The sequence below is a fragment of the Ruegeria sp. HKCCD4884 genome (assembly GCF_013110855.1).
Classification (GTDB): Bacteria; Pseudomonadota; Alphaproteobacteria; order Rhodobacterales; family Rhodobacteraceae; genus Ruegeria.
This window is the reverse complement of record NZ_WVRJ01000014.1, coordinates 126,878-139,952: the sequence shown is the minus strand read 5'-3', so window position 1 is coordinate 139,952 and position 13,075 is coordinate 126,878. Positions and strand designations below refer to the sequence as shown.

The following is a 13,075-nucleotide window of genomic DNA, read 5'->3' as shown; positions in this document are numbered from 1 at the left end:
CTAGGGTCAGGACTCATAGCCAATAGATAACGAGTGCTGCGAGGGCGATTGCTGACAGGAAGACCTTTGGGCACCTGTCGTAGCGGGTTGCCACACGCCGCCAATCCTTCAGCCTGCCGAACATGATCTCGATCCGGTTGCGCCGTTTGTAACGACGCTTGTCGTACTTAACCGGTTTCTTCCGCTGCTTCCGGCTAGGGATACAGGCTTGTATCCCTTTGTCTTTCAACGCTTCCCGGAACCAACCGGCGTCATAGCCACGATCCCCGAGCAGCCAATCGACATCTGGCAGGCCGCTCAACAGTGCCCGCGCACCAATGTAATCGCTGACCTGACCGGCGCTGATGAAGAGGTTGAGCGGGCGTCCCAGGCTGTCGCAGATGGCATGCAACTTGGTGTTCATGCCGCCCTTGGTGCGACCGATCAGGCGTCCACGCCCCCTTTTTTGACGCCCAAACTGGTCGCGGTACGGTGGGCCTTCAGGTAGGTGGCATCGATCATCACGGTCTTCTCTTCACCGTGTTTGGCAGCCAGACCGGCCATCATCCGGGCGAAGATGCCTTTGTCGCTCCACCGCTTCCAACGGTTATAAAGCGTCTTGTGTGGGCCATACGCCGAAGGGGCATCGCGCCATCTCAACCCATTGCGGTTAATGAAGATAATGCCGCTCAACACACGTCGATCATCAACGCGTGGTTTGCCGTGGGACTTGGGGAAGAAAGGCTCAAGACGCGCCATCTGCGCATCCGTCAGCCAGAAAAGATCAGACATGGTCACCGCTCGATTTTCGAACCGTGAATCACGCACCCAAGCGGAAATCAATGGGTCCTGACCCTAAGAACCTCGCTTCCTTTGGGCATCCCGAACAAGTGCCGCGAGACGATAGAACCCATGCGCCATTTTGGTGTATGGTGTCAGCAGGAAGAACGCCAGAACCGAACCCAGATGGATCGCGAGCAGCGGGGGCATTAGAGTCGTTGAGCCAAGGGCGTATAGAACCAATCCGCTAAATCCTACGAAGCCAAGCAGCAGGATGAAGGCGATATCGCCGCCCCATGCCGACGGGTCGCCAAGATTTCGGTCAGATTTTCGCTTGAGAAGCACCATTGCGCCACACCCGAGTGTCAGAAGAATCCCACCGGAAATCCCGAACAACTTGGGCAAAGACCAGAAACTGTAGGGTGCGTGCAGACCAAAGCCGTAATGCATGACCGTCGCCACCGAGGTCGATGCAAAACACAGCAGGAACCCATACATGATGGCGTGGTGAATGTGCCGTCGGCCCTGGCTGAACCGGTCTTCATCCTCAAAATTGCAGCCCTCACCATGGCCTGCGGCCAAATCTTGCATTTTGCCTGCGCGTTTGAAAGCAGTTTTCAGGTCAGAGATTTGAATCGGTTTGCCGCCAACCTCGGCCCAATAGCGCCTGAGGCTGATGGCTATGCTGAACAGAGGCAGCAGGAAAGCGGGCGCAAAGATTGCAACCATCGCATTGTGGGACAGGACAGCGTAAAACCCCTCGCCTCCGCTGGACCCGATAGCGCGGATAGCCCAAAACAACAGGGCAAATCCAATCACAAGCGCCAAGGCAATAACTCCGCCTTGCGTATGGAACCGGCGCGCCAGCGGCTGCGGCCATGCAAAGCTTTCCCAACTGTCCCTCCGCACCTCGGCCAAGGCTTTGGGCAGGTTCAGGTCGAACTCGTGTGGGGCTGTGTACTGGCAGGCATAGTAGCAACCGCGGCAATTGTGGCAAAGGTTGGCAAGTTGGGTAATGTTCCCGTCCGAGAACGCGCGTTCCGCGTGGAGTGACGGGAAGACCGAACAATACCCTTCGCAATACCGGCAAGCATTACAAATCTCGGCCTGTCTGCGGGCTTCCTGTATCAGTTCAGTTTGCATAAGTGGCGGCCTCACGTCCTGCGATGCGTCCGAAAACGGTTCCGATGGTCATCCCAAACCCTGCCAGATACCCCTGCCCCAAAATCGACCCGGCCATGGTTTCCCCAGCGGCCCAAAGGTTCTTGATTTTGCCGTTCGGGGTCGAGCACTGCGCTGTATCGTCTACTTTCAGCCCGAGATAGGTGAAGGTCACGCCAGTTCGCAGTGAGTAGCCATAAAACGGAGGCTCTGTGATCGGGCGCGCCCAGTTGGTCTTGGGTGGGGTCAAGCCCGAGGTCGCGACGCCGTCCAATTCGGTTGGATGAAAGTCACTCGTGTCACTGCAGGCTGCGTTGAACTCGGCAACTGTTGCTGTCAGCTTGTCTGCCGGAAGGCTCATCTTCGCTGCTAATTCTTCTAACGTGTCCGCCTTCAGCGGCGGAAAAACGGACGGCATGAATAAGTTCAGCGATTTTGCGTCAATGATAACGAAGCCAACCTGGTCCGGTTGCGCCGCCACCAGACGACCCCAGATCGCGTACCGTTTGGGCCAAACATCCTCACCTTCATCATAAAACCGTTCGGCGTTCTTATTCACAACGATGGAAAACGGAACGCAGTCCAGACGGGTCACGATACCCCCGTCGAATTTCGGTGCACGCCCATCAATGGCAACGGCGTGGCACTGTGTAGGATCCCCGACGCTTTCGACGCCTTGTTCCAGTAGATCGGCCAAAACAACGCCTCGGTTATATGGGGTCCCTCTGATCAGGAAGTTCTTCGCGGGCTCTCCCCATGCGCGGGTCAGCCAATCGGTGTCGGCCTGAAATCCACCTGAGGCAACGATGACGGCTTTTGGAGTGATGCGATGAGACTGGCCTTCATAAGTATAGTCCACCCATTCGATCTGATCGCCGTTCAGCTCTAAATGCGTCACAGCGGCCTCATACAGCACATCGACGCCCAGACCCGCCGCTGTCCTGTAATACGCATTTACCAAAGACTTGCCTCCACCCATAAAAAACGCGTTTGTCCGCGCAAGCGAGAGTGTTCCGGACAAAGACGGTTGAAAGCGAACCCCCCTCTCCTCCATCCACGGCAGGCATTCCTCTGACGTTCGAATGGCCAACCGGGCCAGATGTTCGTCGGTTTTCCCATCGGTGACCTTGAGCAGATCCGAAAGGTATTCATCCTCGCTGTAGGCGTCGACCAAAGGGCCCAAAGGCCCATGATGCATACAACGAAAATTACGCGTGTGGCGCGAGTTCCCCCCGCGATAAGGTTTTGGAGCCGTCTCAAGGATCAGAACACGGGCACCGGCCTCGGCCGCCGTCATTGCCGCACACAGAGCCGCGTTTCCTCCGCCAATCACGGCAATATCGTAAGCTTCGGTTTGGGTTGCCATGTTCTGCCTGCCTACTGGTTTTCGTCGATTGAACGGTCGCGTTCCTGCAATGCACGAATCCGCATCCGCTGCGCAGCCTGAATATGTGCGCGCATTTCGGTTTCAGCCGAAGCACCATCACGGGCTTTCAGTGCGGCCATGATGCGCCGATGCTCGGTCACCGCTGCCGCTGCTCTCTCGCTGTCCAACAATTGCGAAGGCCCCAGGATCAAAAGCGCCTTTTGTAAAGACAATATTGACTTGGTCAAAAACCGGTTCTTGGCGGCATCCAGAAGCGTGGCGTGAAAAACTCTGTTGATCTGAGCTGCGTCGGGACCCGTGCCCGCCTCGGCAAGCCGATCATTCAATATGTCCAACTCATCCAGCTCTATGTCCGACGCCGCACGGGCCGCCAGTCGTGCCGCGGTACCCTCCAGCACCGCGCGCATTTCGTACAATTCCATCACTTCGGCATAGTCCAGACTGCGCACTGTCGCACCTTGTCGTGGGACATGCGTGACCAATCCGTCCGCCTCTAACTGTCGGATCGCCTCGCGCACGGGGGTTCGGCTGACACCCAGGCGCTCGGACAGTTCAATCTCGCGCAGGCGGTCGCCGGGTAAAAGCGCTCCATCGCGAATCTCTTCCAGCAGACGTTGGTACGTGGAATTGCCTTGTGGACCGGGCTGTAAGGCGGCGTCCTGGATCGTCATCACGGGCTCTCTTGCTTCTTTGCGTGCACTTGTATACATTTGGATACACAACACGTCAACGACGTCGGAACCTGAATCTTGCGTATCCTGTCAAACCAACCTTCTCTCATGACCAAGCGGGCCATGACGTTCAGCCTTGCGGTTTTGGGCACGGGATTGTTCTGGATGTTGAACCTACCCCTGCCCTTTTTGTTTGGCCCGATGAGTGCGTGTCTCATTGCAGCTCTGGCGCATGCCCCCATGGAAGGATTTGGTCAGGTTTCGGTGGCCGCAAGAACGATACTGGGTGTTGCGGTTGGGGCGTCAATTACACCCGCCTTGTTTGCACAACTGCCCAAAATGGCTTCATCGATACTACTGGTCCCATTCTTTATCTTGCTCATCGCGTTGGTCGGTGTTCCGTTTTTCCGAAAGGTTTGGGGTTTTGACGCGAAAACCGCGTTCTACGCCGCGATGCCCGGCGGGCTTCAGGATATGATCATCTTCGGCACCGAGGCGGGTGCCAACCCTCGTACACTGTCGCTGATCCATGGAACGCGTGTCCTGATCATTGTAACCCTCGCCCCAATAATATTGACGGTGTTCTACGATGCAGATCTGACCAACCCGATCGGACAACCCGCACGTGACCTTCCGGTGCATGAACTAATGCTCATGGTGGTCGCAGCGCTGGTCGGCTGGAAAGGTGGTGAGCGGATTGGCCTGTTCGGCGCATCGATCTTGGGGCCCATGATTTTGACGGCGGCGTTATCCTTGGGTGATTTCATTCATACCCGGCCACCACGAGAAGCCATATTAGCCGCGCAGTTCTTCATTGGCTGTGCAATCGGAGTTAAATTTGTTGGGGTCACATGGACCGAACTACGCCGTGTTGTGGCGGCGGGCGTAACTTACGTGTTCGTTCTTGCCATTCTGGCGGCAGCGTTCACAGCAATAGTCACTACGCTGGGGCTGGGGCACCCTGTCGAAGCCTTTCTGGCTTTCGCTCCGGGCGGTCAGGCCGAAATGACTGTTCTGGCAATCGTGTCAGGTGCCGATCTGGGCTTTGTTATTACCCACCACCTTACGCGGATCGTATTGGTCATCATAGGGGCACCCATTGCCGCCAATCTCATTTTGAAATGGACAAAACCCGGAGCATGACTCAGCGCAACACCCTTGAACCTTAGATTTGCGCGTCTCAGATCACTTCATTCGGTACGCCGACCTCATTACGGCACAGGGCTACTTAGCGTAAATTTCGAACAATGGCTGAAAGGTGCTGTTTTTAACCTCGCGCGTGCGGTTTCTTGCTCAAAAAAACATGTGCAAACTTGGCAAAGCTGAACTAGTTTTTTAAATGCGCGATGCTTGCTGGATTGATGGGGATCGAAAACAGTGAAATCTGAACACCGCCTATCCGCGCCTCCGCGCCATGAACTGCGCAATGTGCGGAATCAAGGCGTCGCGTTTCTGGGGCTGGCGTTTCTGTTCAGCATCTTTGTGAATTTGCTGATGCTGACAGGCCCGTTGTTCATGCTGCAGGTGTATGATCGGGTTTTGGGCTCGCGAGCGGTTGAGACTTTGACTGCGCTTTTCTTGCTGGTTGCCATGCTTTACGCTCTTATGGCAATGCTCGATTTTGCGCGCGGCCGTATCGTCGCGCGGTTTGGTGCGCGGTTCCAATCGCAACTGGACGAGCGTGTGTTCGAAGCGACGATGCGTCGGTCCCTTGTTCCGCAGGTGCGTTCTGCCCCGGCGACGGCGCTACGCGATCTGGAGTCTATTCGAAATCTATGCTCGTCACCGGTGCTTTTGGCCGTTATGGATATTCCGTGGACGCCGGTCTTTTTGGGTGCGATCTTCCTGTTTCATCCACTGCTTGGATGGCTGGCCGTCGGCAGTGGTGTCTTGCTTGTTGTAATCGCGCTGCTCAATCAGGCGATGACCAGCCGAAAAGTGGCCGAGGCCCAATCTGCAACTGCGCGGGCCAACGCTTTTTCTGAACATGCCAGGCAAGCGGCCGAGGTTGTGCGTTCGCAAGGAATGCAAGCAGACGTCACAAAACGATGGTTGAGCCAGCGTTCAGACGCCCTGCGTCAGTCAATTTCTGCAAGCGATTGGACTGGAAGTTTCACGTCCCTTACCAAATCACTACGGCTGTTTCTTCAATCGGCCATGTTGGCTTTGGGTGCCTGGCTGGTGCTGCAGAACGAGATGACCCCCGGTGCGATGATTGCGGGTTCGATCCTTCTGGGGCGTGCCTTGGCCCCTGTTGAGCAGGCCGTTGGTCAGTGGGGGGCTGTCGAGCGTGCCCGAACAGCGTGGGTCTCATTGAACCAATTCCTTGATCATACCCCACCGGAAGAAGAACGCATTCGACTGCCGGTGCCAAAAGCGCAGCTTGAGGCCAAATCTCTGACTGTCATCCCACCGGGCGCTTCAACGCCGACATTGCGGAATGTGAACCTGAAGCTCGAGCCCGGCAAAGCCCTGGGCGTCATTGGGAAAAGCGGGTCGGGAAAGACAACATTGGCCAAGGCACTGCTGGGGCTTTGGCAACCTGCCGCCGGAGAAATCAGGTTGGGCGGGGCCACGTTGGATCAGTACGACCCCAACGATCTTGGCAGCCACATAGGGTATTTGCCGCAGCAGGTGACCCTGTTTAACGGGACAGTTGCTGAAAACATTGCACGTATGTCTGAAAACCCAGATCCCGACGCAGTTGTGGCAGCGGCGAAGAAAGCCAACGCACATGAACTGATCCTGTCGCTGGAGAAAGGGTACGGCACCTTCCTGGAGGGCAATGACAGCCAATTATCTGGCGGTCAGAAACAACGGATCGCTCTGGCGCGCGCACTTTACGGAAACCCCGTTCTTCTCATTCTGGATGAGCCGAACTCGGCCTTGGATGCAGATGGGACCGATGCGCTGAACGCGGCGGTACGGGGTCTTAAGGCTGCGGGCAAGTCGACAATCATCATGACGCATCGGCCACAAGCCATTTCTGAATGCGATGATCTGGCGGTTGTTGAAAAAGGGCAGGTGGTCAAGTCGGGCAGCCGAGATGAAGTCCTGAGCGCGATGGTGCAGAACGCTGGCGCAATCAAACGCAAGCTCAGCCCCGTAGGTGAATGATGGCTAAAAAACCCATTAAAAATCCAGCGCAGGTCTGGAACATGAGAGTACCTGCGTTTGTCGGATTCTTGGCGCTTGCCCTGCTGGTCGGCGGTTTGGGGTATTGGGCCGTCGAGACACGATTGGCCGGGGCCATTGTGTCTTCGGGCGTGATCGAGGTGCAAAGCAACCGTCAGGTCGTCGAGCACCCAGATGGCGGTGTCGTCGGTGAGATATTTGTGCGCGACGGTGATGTGGTTGCGTCTGGCGATATGCTGTTGCGCCTGGATGATACTTTCCTGTCATCCGAACAGACCATCGTCGAAGCACAGCTATTTGAGCTTTTGGTCCGACGCGCCCGGTTGGAGGCAGAGCGGGACGGTCTAACTACTGCTGAACTTGCAACCTTGCTGAGTGAAGTTCAGCAGGAATACGATATTGATGCCGATCTGATTTCAGGGCAGCAGAACCTATTCGACGCCAGACTAGAGACACTGTCCCGGCAGGACGAACAACTCCGCAAACAAGTCGTGCAAATCGAAAGCGAGATCGAAGGCACGCAAGCCCAATTGGTGTCGTTGCGCCGTCAAGTTGAACTGATCGAAGATGAGCTTGAAGATCAGCAAAGCCTGCTGAATCGCGGACTGACACAAACCAGCCGTGTGCTTGCTTTGCAACGCGAAGAAGCCAGCCTGAACGGCGAAATTGGCCGGTTAGAGGCCGCTGTCGCGCGACTGCGAGGACAGATCGCTTCGACCGAGATCCAGATCGTTGAACTGACCGCAACCCGGCGCGAAGAAGCGATTACCACATTGCGGGATGTGCAGGCACAGGTCGCGGAATTGTCCGAACGCAGATTGTCTTTGTCTGAGCGCCTGACCCGCCTGGACATTCGCGCCCCGGTTACCGGAAGAGTGTACGGAAGTCAGGTATTTGCGCTGCAGTCGGTCGTGCAACCGGGCGAGCCAATGATGTATGTTGTCCCTCAGGATACTCCTTTGCTGGTGGCCGCGCGCGTGGACGCGATCCATGTGGATCAGCTCCATGTTGGTCAGCCTGTGGCGCTGCGCTTCCCTGCGTTCAATCAGCGCGAAACGCCCGAATTGGACGGGCAGGTGTACAATGTTTCGGCTGATACATTCACTGATGAACAATCAGGGTTTACGTTCTATCGTGCAGAAGTCGAGCTAAACGACGGCCAGATTGATCGGTTGAACGGGCAAGAGCTTTTGCCTGGCATGCCGGTGGAGGCGTTGATCAAAACGGATGAGCGCACACCGTTGTCCTATCTGGTCAAACCAATGGCTGACTATTTCAATCGCGCCTTCCGCGAATAAGGAAAGCCTTGCTAATTCTGGATAACTGCGCTTTCCCACTCTGCCAGGAATCTGCGACGCTTCAACCTGTCCAGAAACGTAAGCAGCGCGGGATCCAATCCTATCGCTTCACGCTCGGACTCAGTGTCATAGGGCGCCAGAGGCGGTAGTGAAAAAGCACCCGTGCCCAGGCCAGACTGGTTTTCAACAAGGTGGCGCACAAATGACGAAGCGGCTTCGGTCTCTGGAGTGCCCTCCATGACCAATGCCGTACGCATCATGATGGTTTGAAAATCTGACGGTTGGATGATCTCCAGAACATCTTTACCACCCGCTCTGGCAGAGGCGTAGCTGCCCAGTACATTATAGGCTACGGCAATCTCTCCGGTGACAAGATCATCAATCATGTCGGCAGAGCAGCAATACAGACGAACATCCAGCCCGCCCATAACCTCCATCAGACGCCAGTAGGTTTCTGACGCGCGCGCATCCTGCGTGGCGAACAAATAGCCCAGACCGGATTGCCGGATGTCATAGGTCCCTACCCGCCCAAAGAAATCTTCCGGTCGGGCACGCAAGATTTCGATAAGCTGCTGGCGGGTCTCGGGTAAAGGGCCATCTTCGAAAGCGGCACGATTGATCACGATCGTTGCGGGTTCGAACGTAAAGGCAAACAAGCTTTGGTGCCATTGCGCCCATGCCGGCAACTGAATGCCTTCAATGGCCCGGCCAAATCCGTCATTTGCCAGTTTCAGCTGCAAGTCCATTGCACTTGAAATAACGATATCAAAGTCATCAGGGGCCGCTCGGACAATTCGGTCAATATCAGCTGTACCCGTCACCATGTAATCGACCGAAATACCGGGGTTGTCCGCGACAAACGCGGCAATCAACGGCTCGAACAGAAAGGTATCCGTGCTCGAGATCACGCGCAGAGGTGTTTCGCCCGCTTCTGCATTGAAAACTTGTCGGTCCTCCCAAGCTTGAGCCAACACAACCGCTGGTAAGACGCACAAAATCAAAGCGATAATGTAACGCATGCGCCGCCCCCTTGCCGATTGGCCAGTTCAAGCGTGCCACCATGTGCCGTTGCTACATCCTGCACGATGGTCAGACCCAGGCCGGAGCCAATTGTGCCACTTGCGTTTTTGCCGCGCTCGAACCGGCGCGTCAGCGTATCGATTTCGTTTGGCGGGAACCCAGGTCCGCGGTCTTTGACGCATATTTGAATATGCGGGATTGACGACACTTCGATGCGGACGGCACTGTCAGGCGGTGCATACTTCAGGGCATTGTCGATCATGTTTCGCACGGCGTTCTGGATGAGGATGGGATCACCCGAGTACAGAACCTGAGGATCACCGTCCAAAGACAGCGACAGGTCCTTCATTTCGGCGATTGGGGTCAAACGTTGCACCAAGTCGTTGATCAGGGCGACAAGGTCGATCTCTTCCCGTTCCAGATGATCGGCGCGAAATGTGATCATCGCGTGATCCAGCAACTGCCCCGCGGCCCGAGAGCTTTCATCAATGGCGCGCACCATCGAGCGCAAAGCCTCGCGGTTCTCTTCTTTTTCCACCCTTTGTAACGTCGCATCAGCATAAGACCTGACCGTAGCCAACGGCGTCCGAACGCGGTGGGCTGCCTCGGCGATGAAGTCTTCGGATTGGCTTAGGGATTGATCAAGCCGACCCATCAAAGAGTTCAGTGAGGCCACCAATGGTGCCATTTCCCGGGGCACCGGTTTCCTGAACGGGCTAAGGTCCTGCGGCCCCCGGCGGGTGACAGAGGTCGTCAACCTGTTCAGCTGACCAATGGTCGAAGACGTAGCCCAGAAAGACAAGGCGGCCGCAAGGGCGAAAAACCCAATCCCAAGGACCGCCGCGTTGCGTGAGATCTGGTCCAGAGTTTCTGCCAGTGCATCCTGCGTTTGCCCTATTACGATTTCGACTACAGTCTGTTTTTCCAACCCGACCAAAGTGCGGCTGGCACTGACCTGACGGATGGTTTCGCCTCGAATTATACTGGATTGAAACTGCCACCGGCTGTCACGCTGCCCCGTCAACGGTGACAGGTCTTCGTATCCAGAAAGGAATTCACCGTCCTGAAATATTGCATAAAAAACCCGGTCGTCCGCCGGCGTGCTGAGCATTGCAAATGCGCCGTATGGAATATCAACCTCAAGCTCGCCTTCACGCAGGGCCGCCGCATCCAGAATAGAGGTCACCGAAGCACCCAGAATATTGTCCTGCCCTTGTTGCGCGACCTGGGCCGCATAGTTGCGGACAGCGACAAACAGCAAAAACGCAAGAAGAGCAGCACCCCCGATGAGTGTCAGAACCAATCTGTTCCGCAGTGATCCTGAGGCATTTGGCTCAAGAGGCATGATCCAACCTGTATCCCAGACCGCGAAGTGTCGTGATCTTCAGGTCAGATGGCTCAAGATGTTTGCGTAGGCGGGCCACGTAAACCTCGATCGCGTTGTCTGACACCATGTCGTCATAAGAAAACAGTCGATCTGTCAGTTTTTGCTTGGAAAACACCTGACCCGGCGCATTGATGAACAACTCCAGCAGCCGCAGTTCACGGTTGCGCAGGGAAACCGTCTGGTCGCCGACAGTCAGGTGGCCTGCCAGCGGATCGAAAACGATGCCCCCTACTTCGATCCGTGTTCTTGCGTTCCCAGATTTTCTCCGCAATACAGCCCGGCAGCGGGCTTCAAGTTCGGCATGGTCGAAGGGCTTTGTCACATAGTCATCCGCCCCTAGATCAAGCGATCCGATTCGATCCGATACCTGACTGCGGGCCGTCAGAACAATGACGGGGGTATCCCTATTGCCCGCGCGATGTCGTTTCAGAAAGTCACGCCCATCCCCGTCTGGCAGCATGATGTCCAACAGGATCAGGTCATAATCCTGGGTTTCTACAAAACCCGTCGCATCATCCAAATTTGCCGCATGATCAACAACATGTCCGTCCAACCTCATCCGTGAACAGATCGCGTTGGCAAGGTCTGGGTTGTCTTCAACAAGCAAGAATTTCATGAGGCCTTGGTACTATTTTCAGGCGTGACAGGTTGATGTCAGGTTGATGTGTTTTTGTTCCAACCAATCTGAGCCGCGACGCGGCCGGTTGTCAAATGGGAGGACATCATGACGACATTCACACTGGGCCGCCGCGCCCTGATCGCAGCTGTGGCCGCAATTGGCCTGACAGGGCCGGCTCTAGCTGATGGCCATCAGGTTGTGGACAGCATCCACTTTCTGATCCCTGGGGGCGCTGGTGGCGGCTGGGACGGTACCGCACGTGGCACCGGCGAGGCCCTGACTAATGCAGGTTTGGTGGGTACGGCATCTTACGAAAACATGTCGGGTGGCGGCGGCGGCAAAGCCATCGGCTATCTGATTGAGAACGCCGACAGCAACCATGGAACGCTGATGGTGAACTCAACACCGATCGTGATCCGTTCACTGACCGGCGTGTTCCCGCATAACTTCCGCGACCTGACTCTGGTCTCGGGCACCATCGGTGACTATGCCGCAATCGTTGTGGGCAAAGACAGCCCCATCAACTCGATGGATGACCTTCTTGCCGCCTTTGACGCCGATCCGGGCGGAACAGCGATCGGTGGCGGTTCGGTTCCCGGCGGTATGGACCACTTGGTGGCCGCGATGGTGATGGAAGCCGCAGGCAAGGATGCACTCGGGGTGAAATACATCCCGTATGACGCGGGCGGCAAAGCCATGGCAGCCCTGCTGTCGGGTGAGATCGCAGCGCTGTCCACCGGTTTCTCAGAAGCAGTTGATCTGGCGAACGCAGGCGAAGTCAAAATCATCGGCGTGACGTCGGAAGAGCGCGTTGATGCCGCTCCGGATGCGATGACCATGAAGGAACAAGGCATCGACACCACCTTTGTGAACTGGCGTGGCTTCTTTGCAGCCCCCGGACTGCCCGAAGATAAGCTGGCCGCCTATCAGGCCGCGATTGCCAAGATGTATGACACCCCGGAATGGGAAGAAGTTCGCGCACGTAACGGTTGGGTGAATATCCACAACTCGGGCGACGACTTCCAGTCGTTCCTGGAGCAGCAAGAACAGCAGATCGGCGATCTGATGAAAAAGCTGGGCTTCCTCTGATACCACAATTGGCAGAGCGGGCCGCCGCTCTGCCATTCCCAAAGACAAAAAAGGGAGGCGGCCTTATGGCGCTGGACCGCTGGATCGCGCTCATTCTTCTGGGTGTGTGTTTAACATATGGCTACGCTGCCTGGTTCACGATGGATAGCAGCCTGCCCCCTTTCATGCAGAGAAACCCCATCTGGCCCAGCACCTTCCCAAAAGTGCTGTCGGTTCTGGGTATCATCACCACCACGATCATTCTGCTGGGTTTTGAAAAGGCCGAGCCCAAAGAGGCTGATATCGACTACAGAAGGTTGGGTGAGTACCACCTTGATCAAGCGCTCATGCTCCTTGCTCTGATGGTGATCTACGCGCTTTGCCTGCGCCCTGTTGGGTTTCTGATCTCGACCTCGGCTTTCCTGATCCTAGGATCATTCATTCTGGGCGAACGTAAGTGGCACATCATGCTTCCTGTCGCTTTCATCGCGACAGGTGCCGTCTGGTATCTGGTGCAGGAAGTTCTTGGCATCTACATGCGCCCCCTGCCGGGCATTTTCGGAGGCTGAC

Annotated in this window: 12 protein-coding genes; 5 read left to right on the top strand and 7 right to left on the bottom strand. The window is 56.2% G+C overall.

From position 1 onward, the window contains the following. Positions 1–13 precede the first annotated feature (13 nt). From GS636_RS18570 to GS636_RS18555, 4 genes are all read right to left on the bottom strand, one after another. Positions 14–771, bottom strand: a protein-coding gene (locus tag GS636_RS18570; RefSeq protein WP_171671507.1) for an IS5 family transposase whose coding sequence is annotated in 2 segments (ribosomal slippage) — positions 14–435 and positions 435–771 — 759 coding nt in all. Because the reading frame shifts where the segments join, the coding sequence is not laid out codon by codon here. 63 nt (positions 772–834) lie between these two features. Further along, positions 835–1,902 carry a tricarballylate utilization 4Fe-4S protein TcuB gene (gene tcuB, locus GS636_RS18565; protein ID WP_171671504.1) on the bottom strand — a complete coding sequence of 356 codons (1,068 nt, stop codon included), beginning with the start codon at positions 1,900–1,902 and terminating at the stop codon, positions 835–837. Next, positions 1,892–3,286: an FAD-dependent tricarballylate dehydrogenase TcuA gene (gene tcuA, locus GS636_RS18560; protein ID WP_171671502.1), complete on the bottom strand. Its 1,395-nt coding sequence runs from the start codon at positions 3,284–3,286 to the stop codon at positions 1,892–1,894. The genes tcuB and tcuA overlap by 11 nt, the downstream gene beginning before the upstream one ends. Before the next feature lie 11 nt (positions 3,287–3,297). After that, positions 3,298–3,978 (bottom strand): GntR family transcriptional regulator, encoded by a 681-nt coding sequence (locus GS636_RS18555; RefSeq protein WP_171671499.1) that lies wholly within the window; start codon positions 3,976–3,978, stop codon positions 3,298–3,300. A 108-nt stretch (positions 3,979–4,086) separates the two neighbouring features. Between GS636_RS18555 and GS636_RS18550 the strand changes: the two genes are divergently transcribed. The 3 genes from GS636_RS18550 to GS636_RS18540 all read left to right on the top strand — a co-directional run bounded on the left by GS636_RS18550 (position 4,087) and on the right by GS636_RS18540 (position 8,411). Next, a complete protein-coding gene (locus GS636_RS18550) occupies positions 4,087–5,121 on the top strand; it encodes an AbrB family transcriptional regulator (RefSeq protein ID WP_171671527.1) in 1,035 nt (344 codons plus the stop codon). 234 nt (positions 5,122–5,355) lie between these two features. Then, the gene (locus GS636_RS18545) at positions 5,356–7,095 is read left to right on the top strand and encodes a type I secretion system permease/ATPase (RefSeq protein WP_171671497.1); all 1,740 of its coding nucleotides are present in this window, start codon (positions 5,356–5,358) and stop codon (positions 7,093–7,095) included. 41 nt (positions 7,096–7,136) lie between these two features. Beyond that, a complete protein-coding gene (locus GS636_RS18540; protein ID WP_253762884.1) occupies positions 7,137–8,411 on the top strand; it encodes an HlyD family type I secretion periplasmic adaptor subunit in 1,275 nt (424 codons plus the stop codon). 11 nt (positions 8,412–8,422) lie between these two features. Here the strand turns inward: GS636_RS18540 and GS636_RS18535 are convergent, their stop codons facing one another. From GS636_RS18535 to GS636_RS18525, 3 genes are read right to left on the bottom strand one after another with little or no spacing between them, the layout of a single operon-like run. Beyond that, the gene (locus GS636_RS18535) at positions 8,423–9,430 is read right to left on the bottom strand and encodes an ABC transporter substrate-binding protein (RefSeq protein ID WP_171671493.1); all 1,008 of its coding nucleotides are present in this window, start codon (positions 9,428–9,430) and stop codon (positions 8,423–8,425) included. Further along, complete coding sequence (locus tag GS636_RS18530; RefSeq protein ID WP_171671491.1) at positions 9,409–10,776, bottom strand: sensor histidine kinase; 1,368 nt, start codon at positions 10,774–10,776, stop codon at positions 9,409–9,411. The genes GS636_RS18535 and GS636_RS18530 overlap by 22 nt, the downstream gene beginning before the upstream one ends. Continuing rightward, on the bottom strand, positions 10,766–11,434 hold the full coding sequence (locus GS636_RS18525) for a response regulator transcription factor (protein ID WP_171671489.1): 669 nt from the start codon (positions 11,432–11,434) through the stop codon (positions 10,766–10,768). The genes GS636_RS18530 and GS636_RS18525 overlap by 11 nt, the downstream gene beginning before the upstream one ends. A 108-nt stretch (positions 11,435–11,542) precedes the next feature. Between GS636_RS18525 and GS636_RS18520 the strand changes: the two genes are divergently transcribed. Further along, positions 11,543–12,526, top strand: coding sequence for a tripartite tricarboxylate transporter substrate binding protein (locus GS636_RS18520; RefSeq protein ID WP_171177060.1), 984 nt, complete (start codon positions 11,543–11,545; stop codon positions 12,524–12,526). 65 nt (positions 12,527–12,591) lie between these two features. Beyond that, entirely contained in the window at positions 12,592–13,074 is a 483-nt protein-coding gene (locus GS636_RS18515; RefSeq protein WP_171185536.1) for a tripartite tricarboxylate transporter TctB family protein, read from the top strand. Position 13,075 lies beyond the last annotated feature (1 nt).

What these genes read in the sequence shown, in the direction of transcription:
- tcuB (WP_171671504.1), bottom strand. Translation starts at nt 1,902, where the DNA reads ATGCAAACTGAACTGATACAGGAAGCCCGCAGACAGGCCGAGATTTGT.
- tcuA (WP_171671502.1), bottom strand. Translation starts at nt 3,286, where the DNA reads ATGGCAACCCAAACCGAAGCTTACGATATTGCCGTGATTGGCGGAGGA.
- GS636_RS18555 (WP_171671499.1), bottom strand. Translation starts at nt 3,978, where the DNA reads ATGACGATCCAGGACGCCGCCTTACAGCCCGGTCCACAAGGCAATTCC.
- GS636_RS18550 (WP_171671527.1), top strand. Translation starts at nt 4,087, where the DNA reads ATGACCAAGCGGGCCATGACGTTCAGCCTTGCGGTTTTGGGCACGGGA.
- GS636_RS18540 (WP_253762884.1), top strand. Translation starts at nt 7,137, where the DNA reads ATGAGAGTACCTGCGTTTGTCGGATTCTTGGCGCTTGCCCTGCTGGTC.
- GS636_RS18535 (WP_171671493.1), bottom strand. Translation starts at nt 9,430, where the DNA reads ATGCGTTACATTATCGCTTTGATTTTGTGCGTCTTACCAGCGGTTGTG.
- GS636_RS18530 (WP_171671491.1), bottom strand. Translation starts at nt 10,776, where the DNA reads ATGCCTCTTGAGCCAAATGCCTCAGGATCACTGCGGAACAGATTGGTT.
- GS636_RS18525 (WP_171671489.1), bottom strand. Translation starts at nt 11,434, where the DNA reads ATGAAATTCTTGCTTGTTGAAGACAACCCAGACCTTGCCAACGCGATC.
- GS636_RS18520 (WP_171177060.1), top strand. Translation starts at nt 11,543, where the DNA reads ATGACGACATTCACACTGGGCCGCCGCGCCCTGATCGCAGCTGTGGCC.
- GS636_RS18515 (WP_171185536.1), top strand. Translation starts at nt 12,592, where the DNA reads ATGGCGCTGGACCGCTGGATCGCGCTCATTCTTCTGGGTGTGTGTTTA.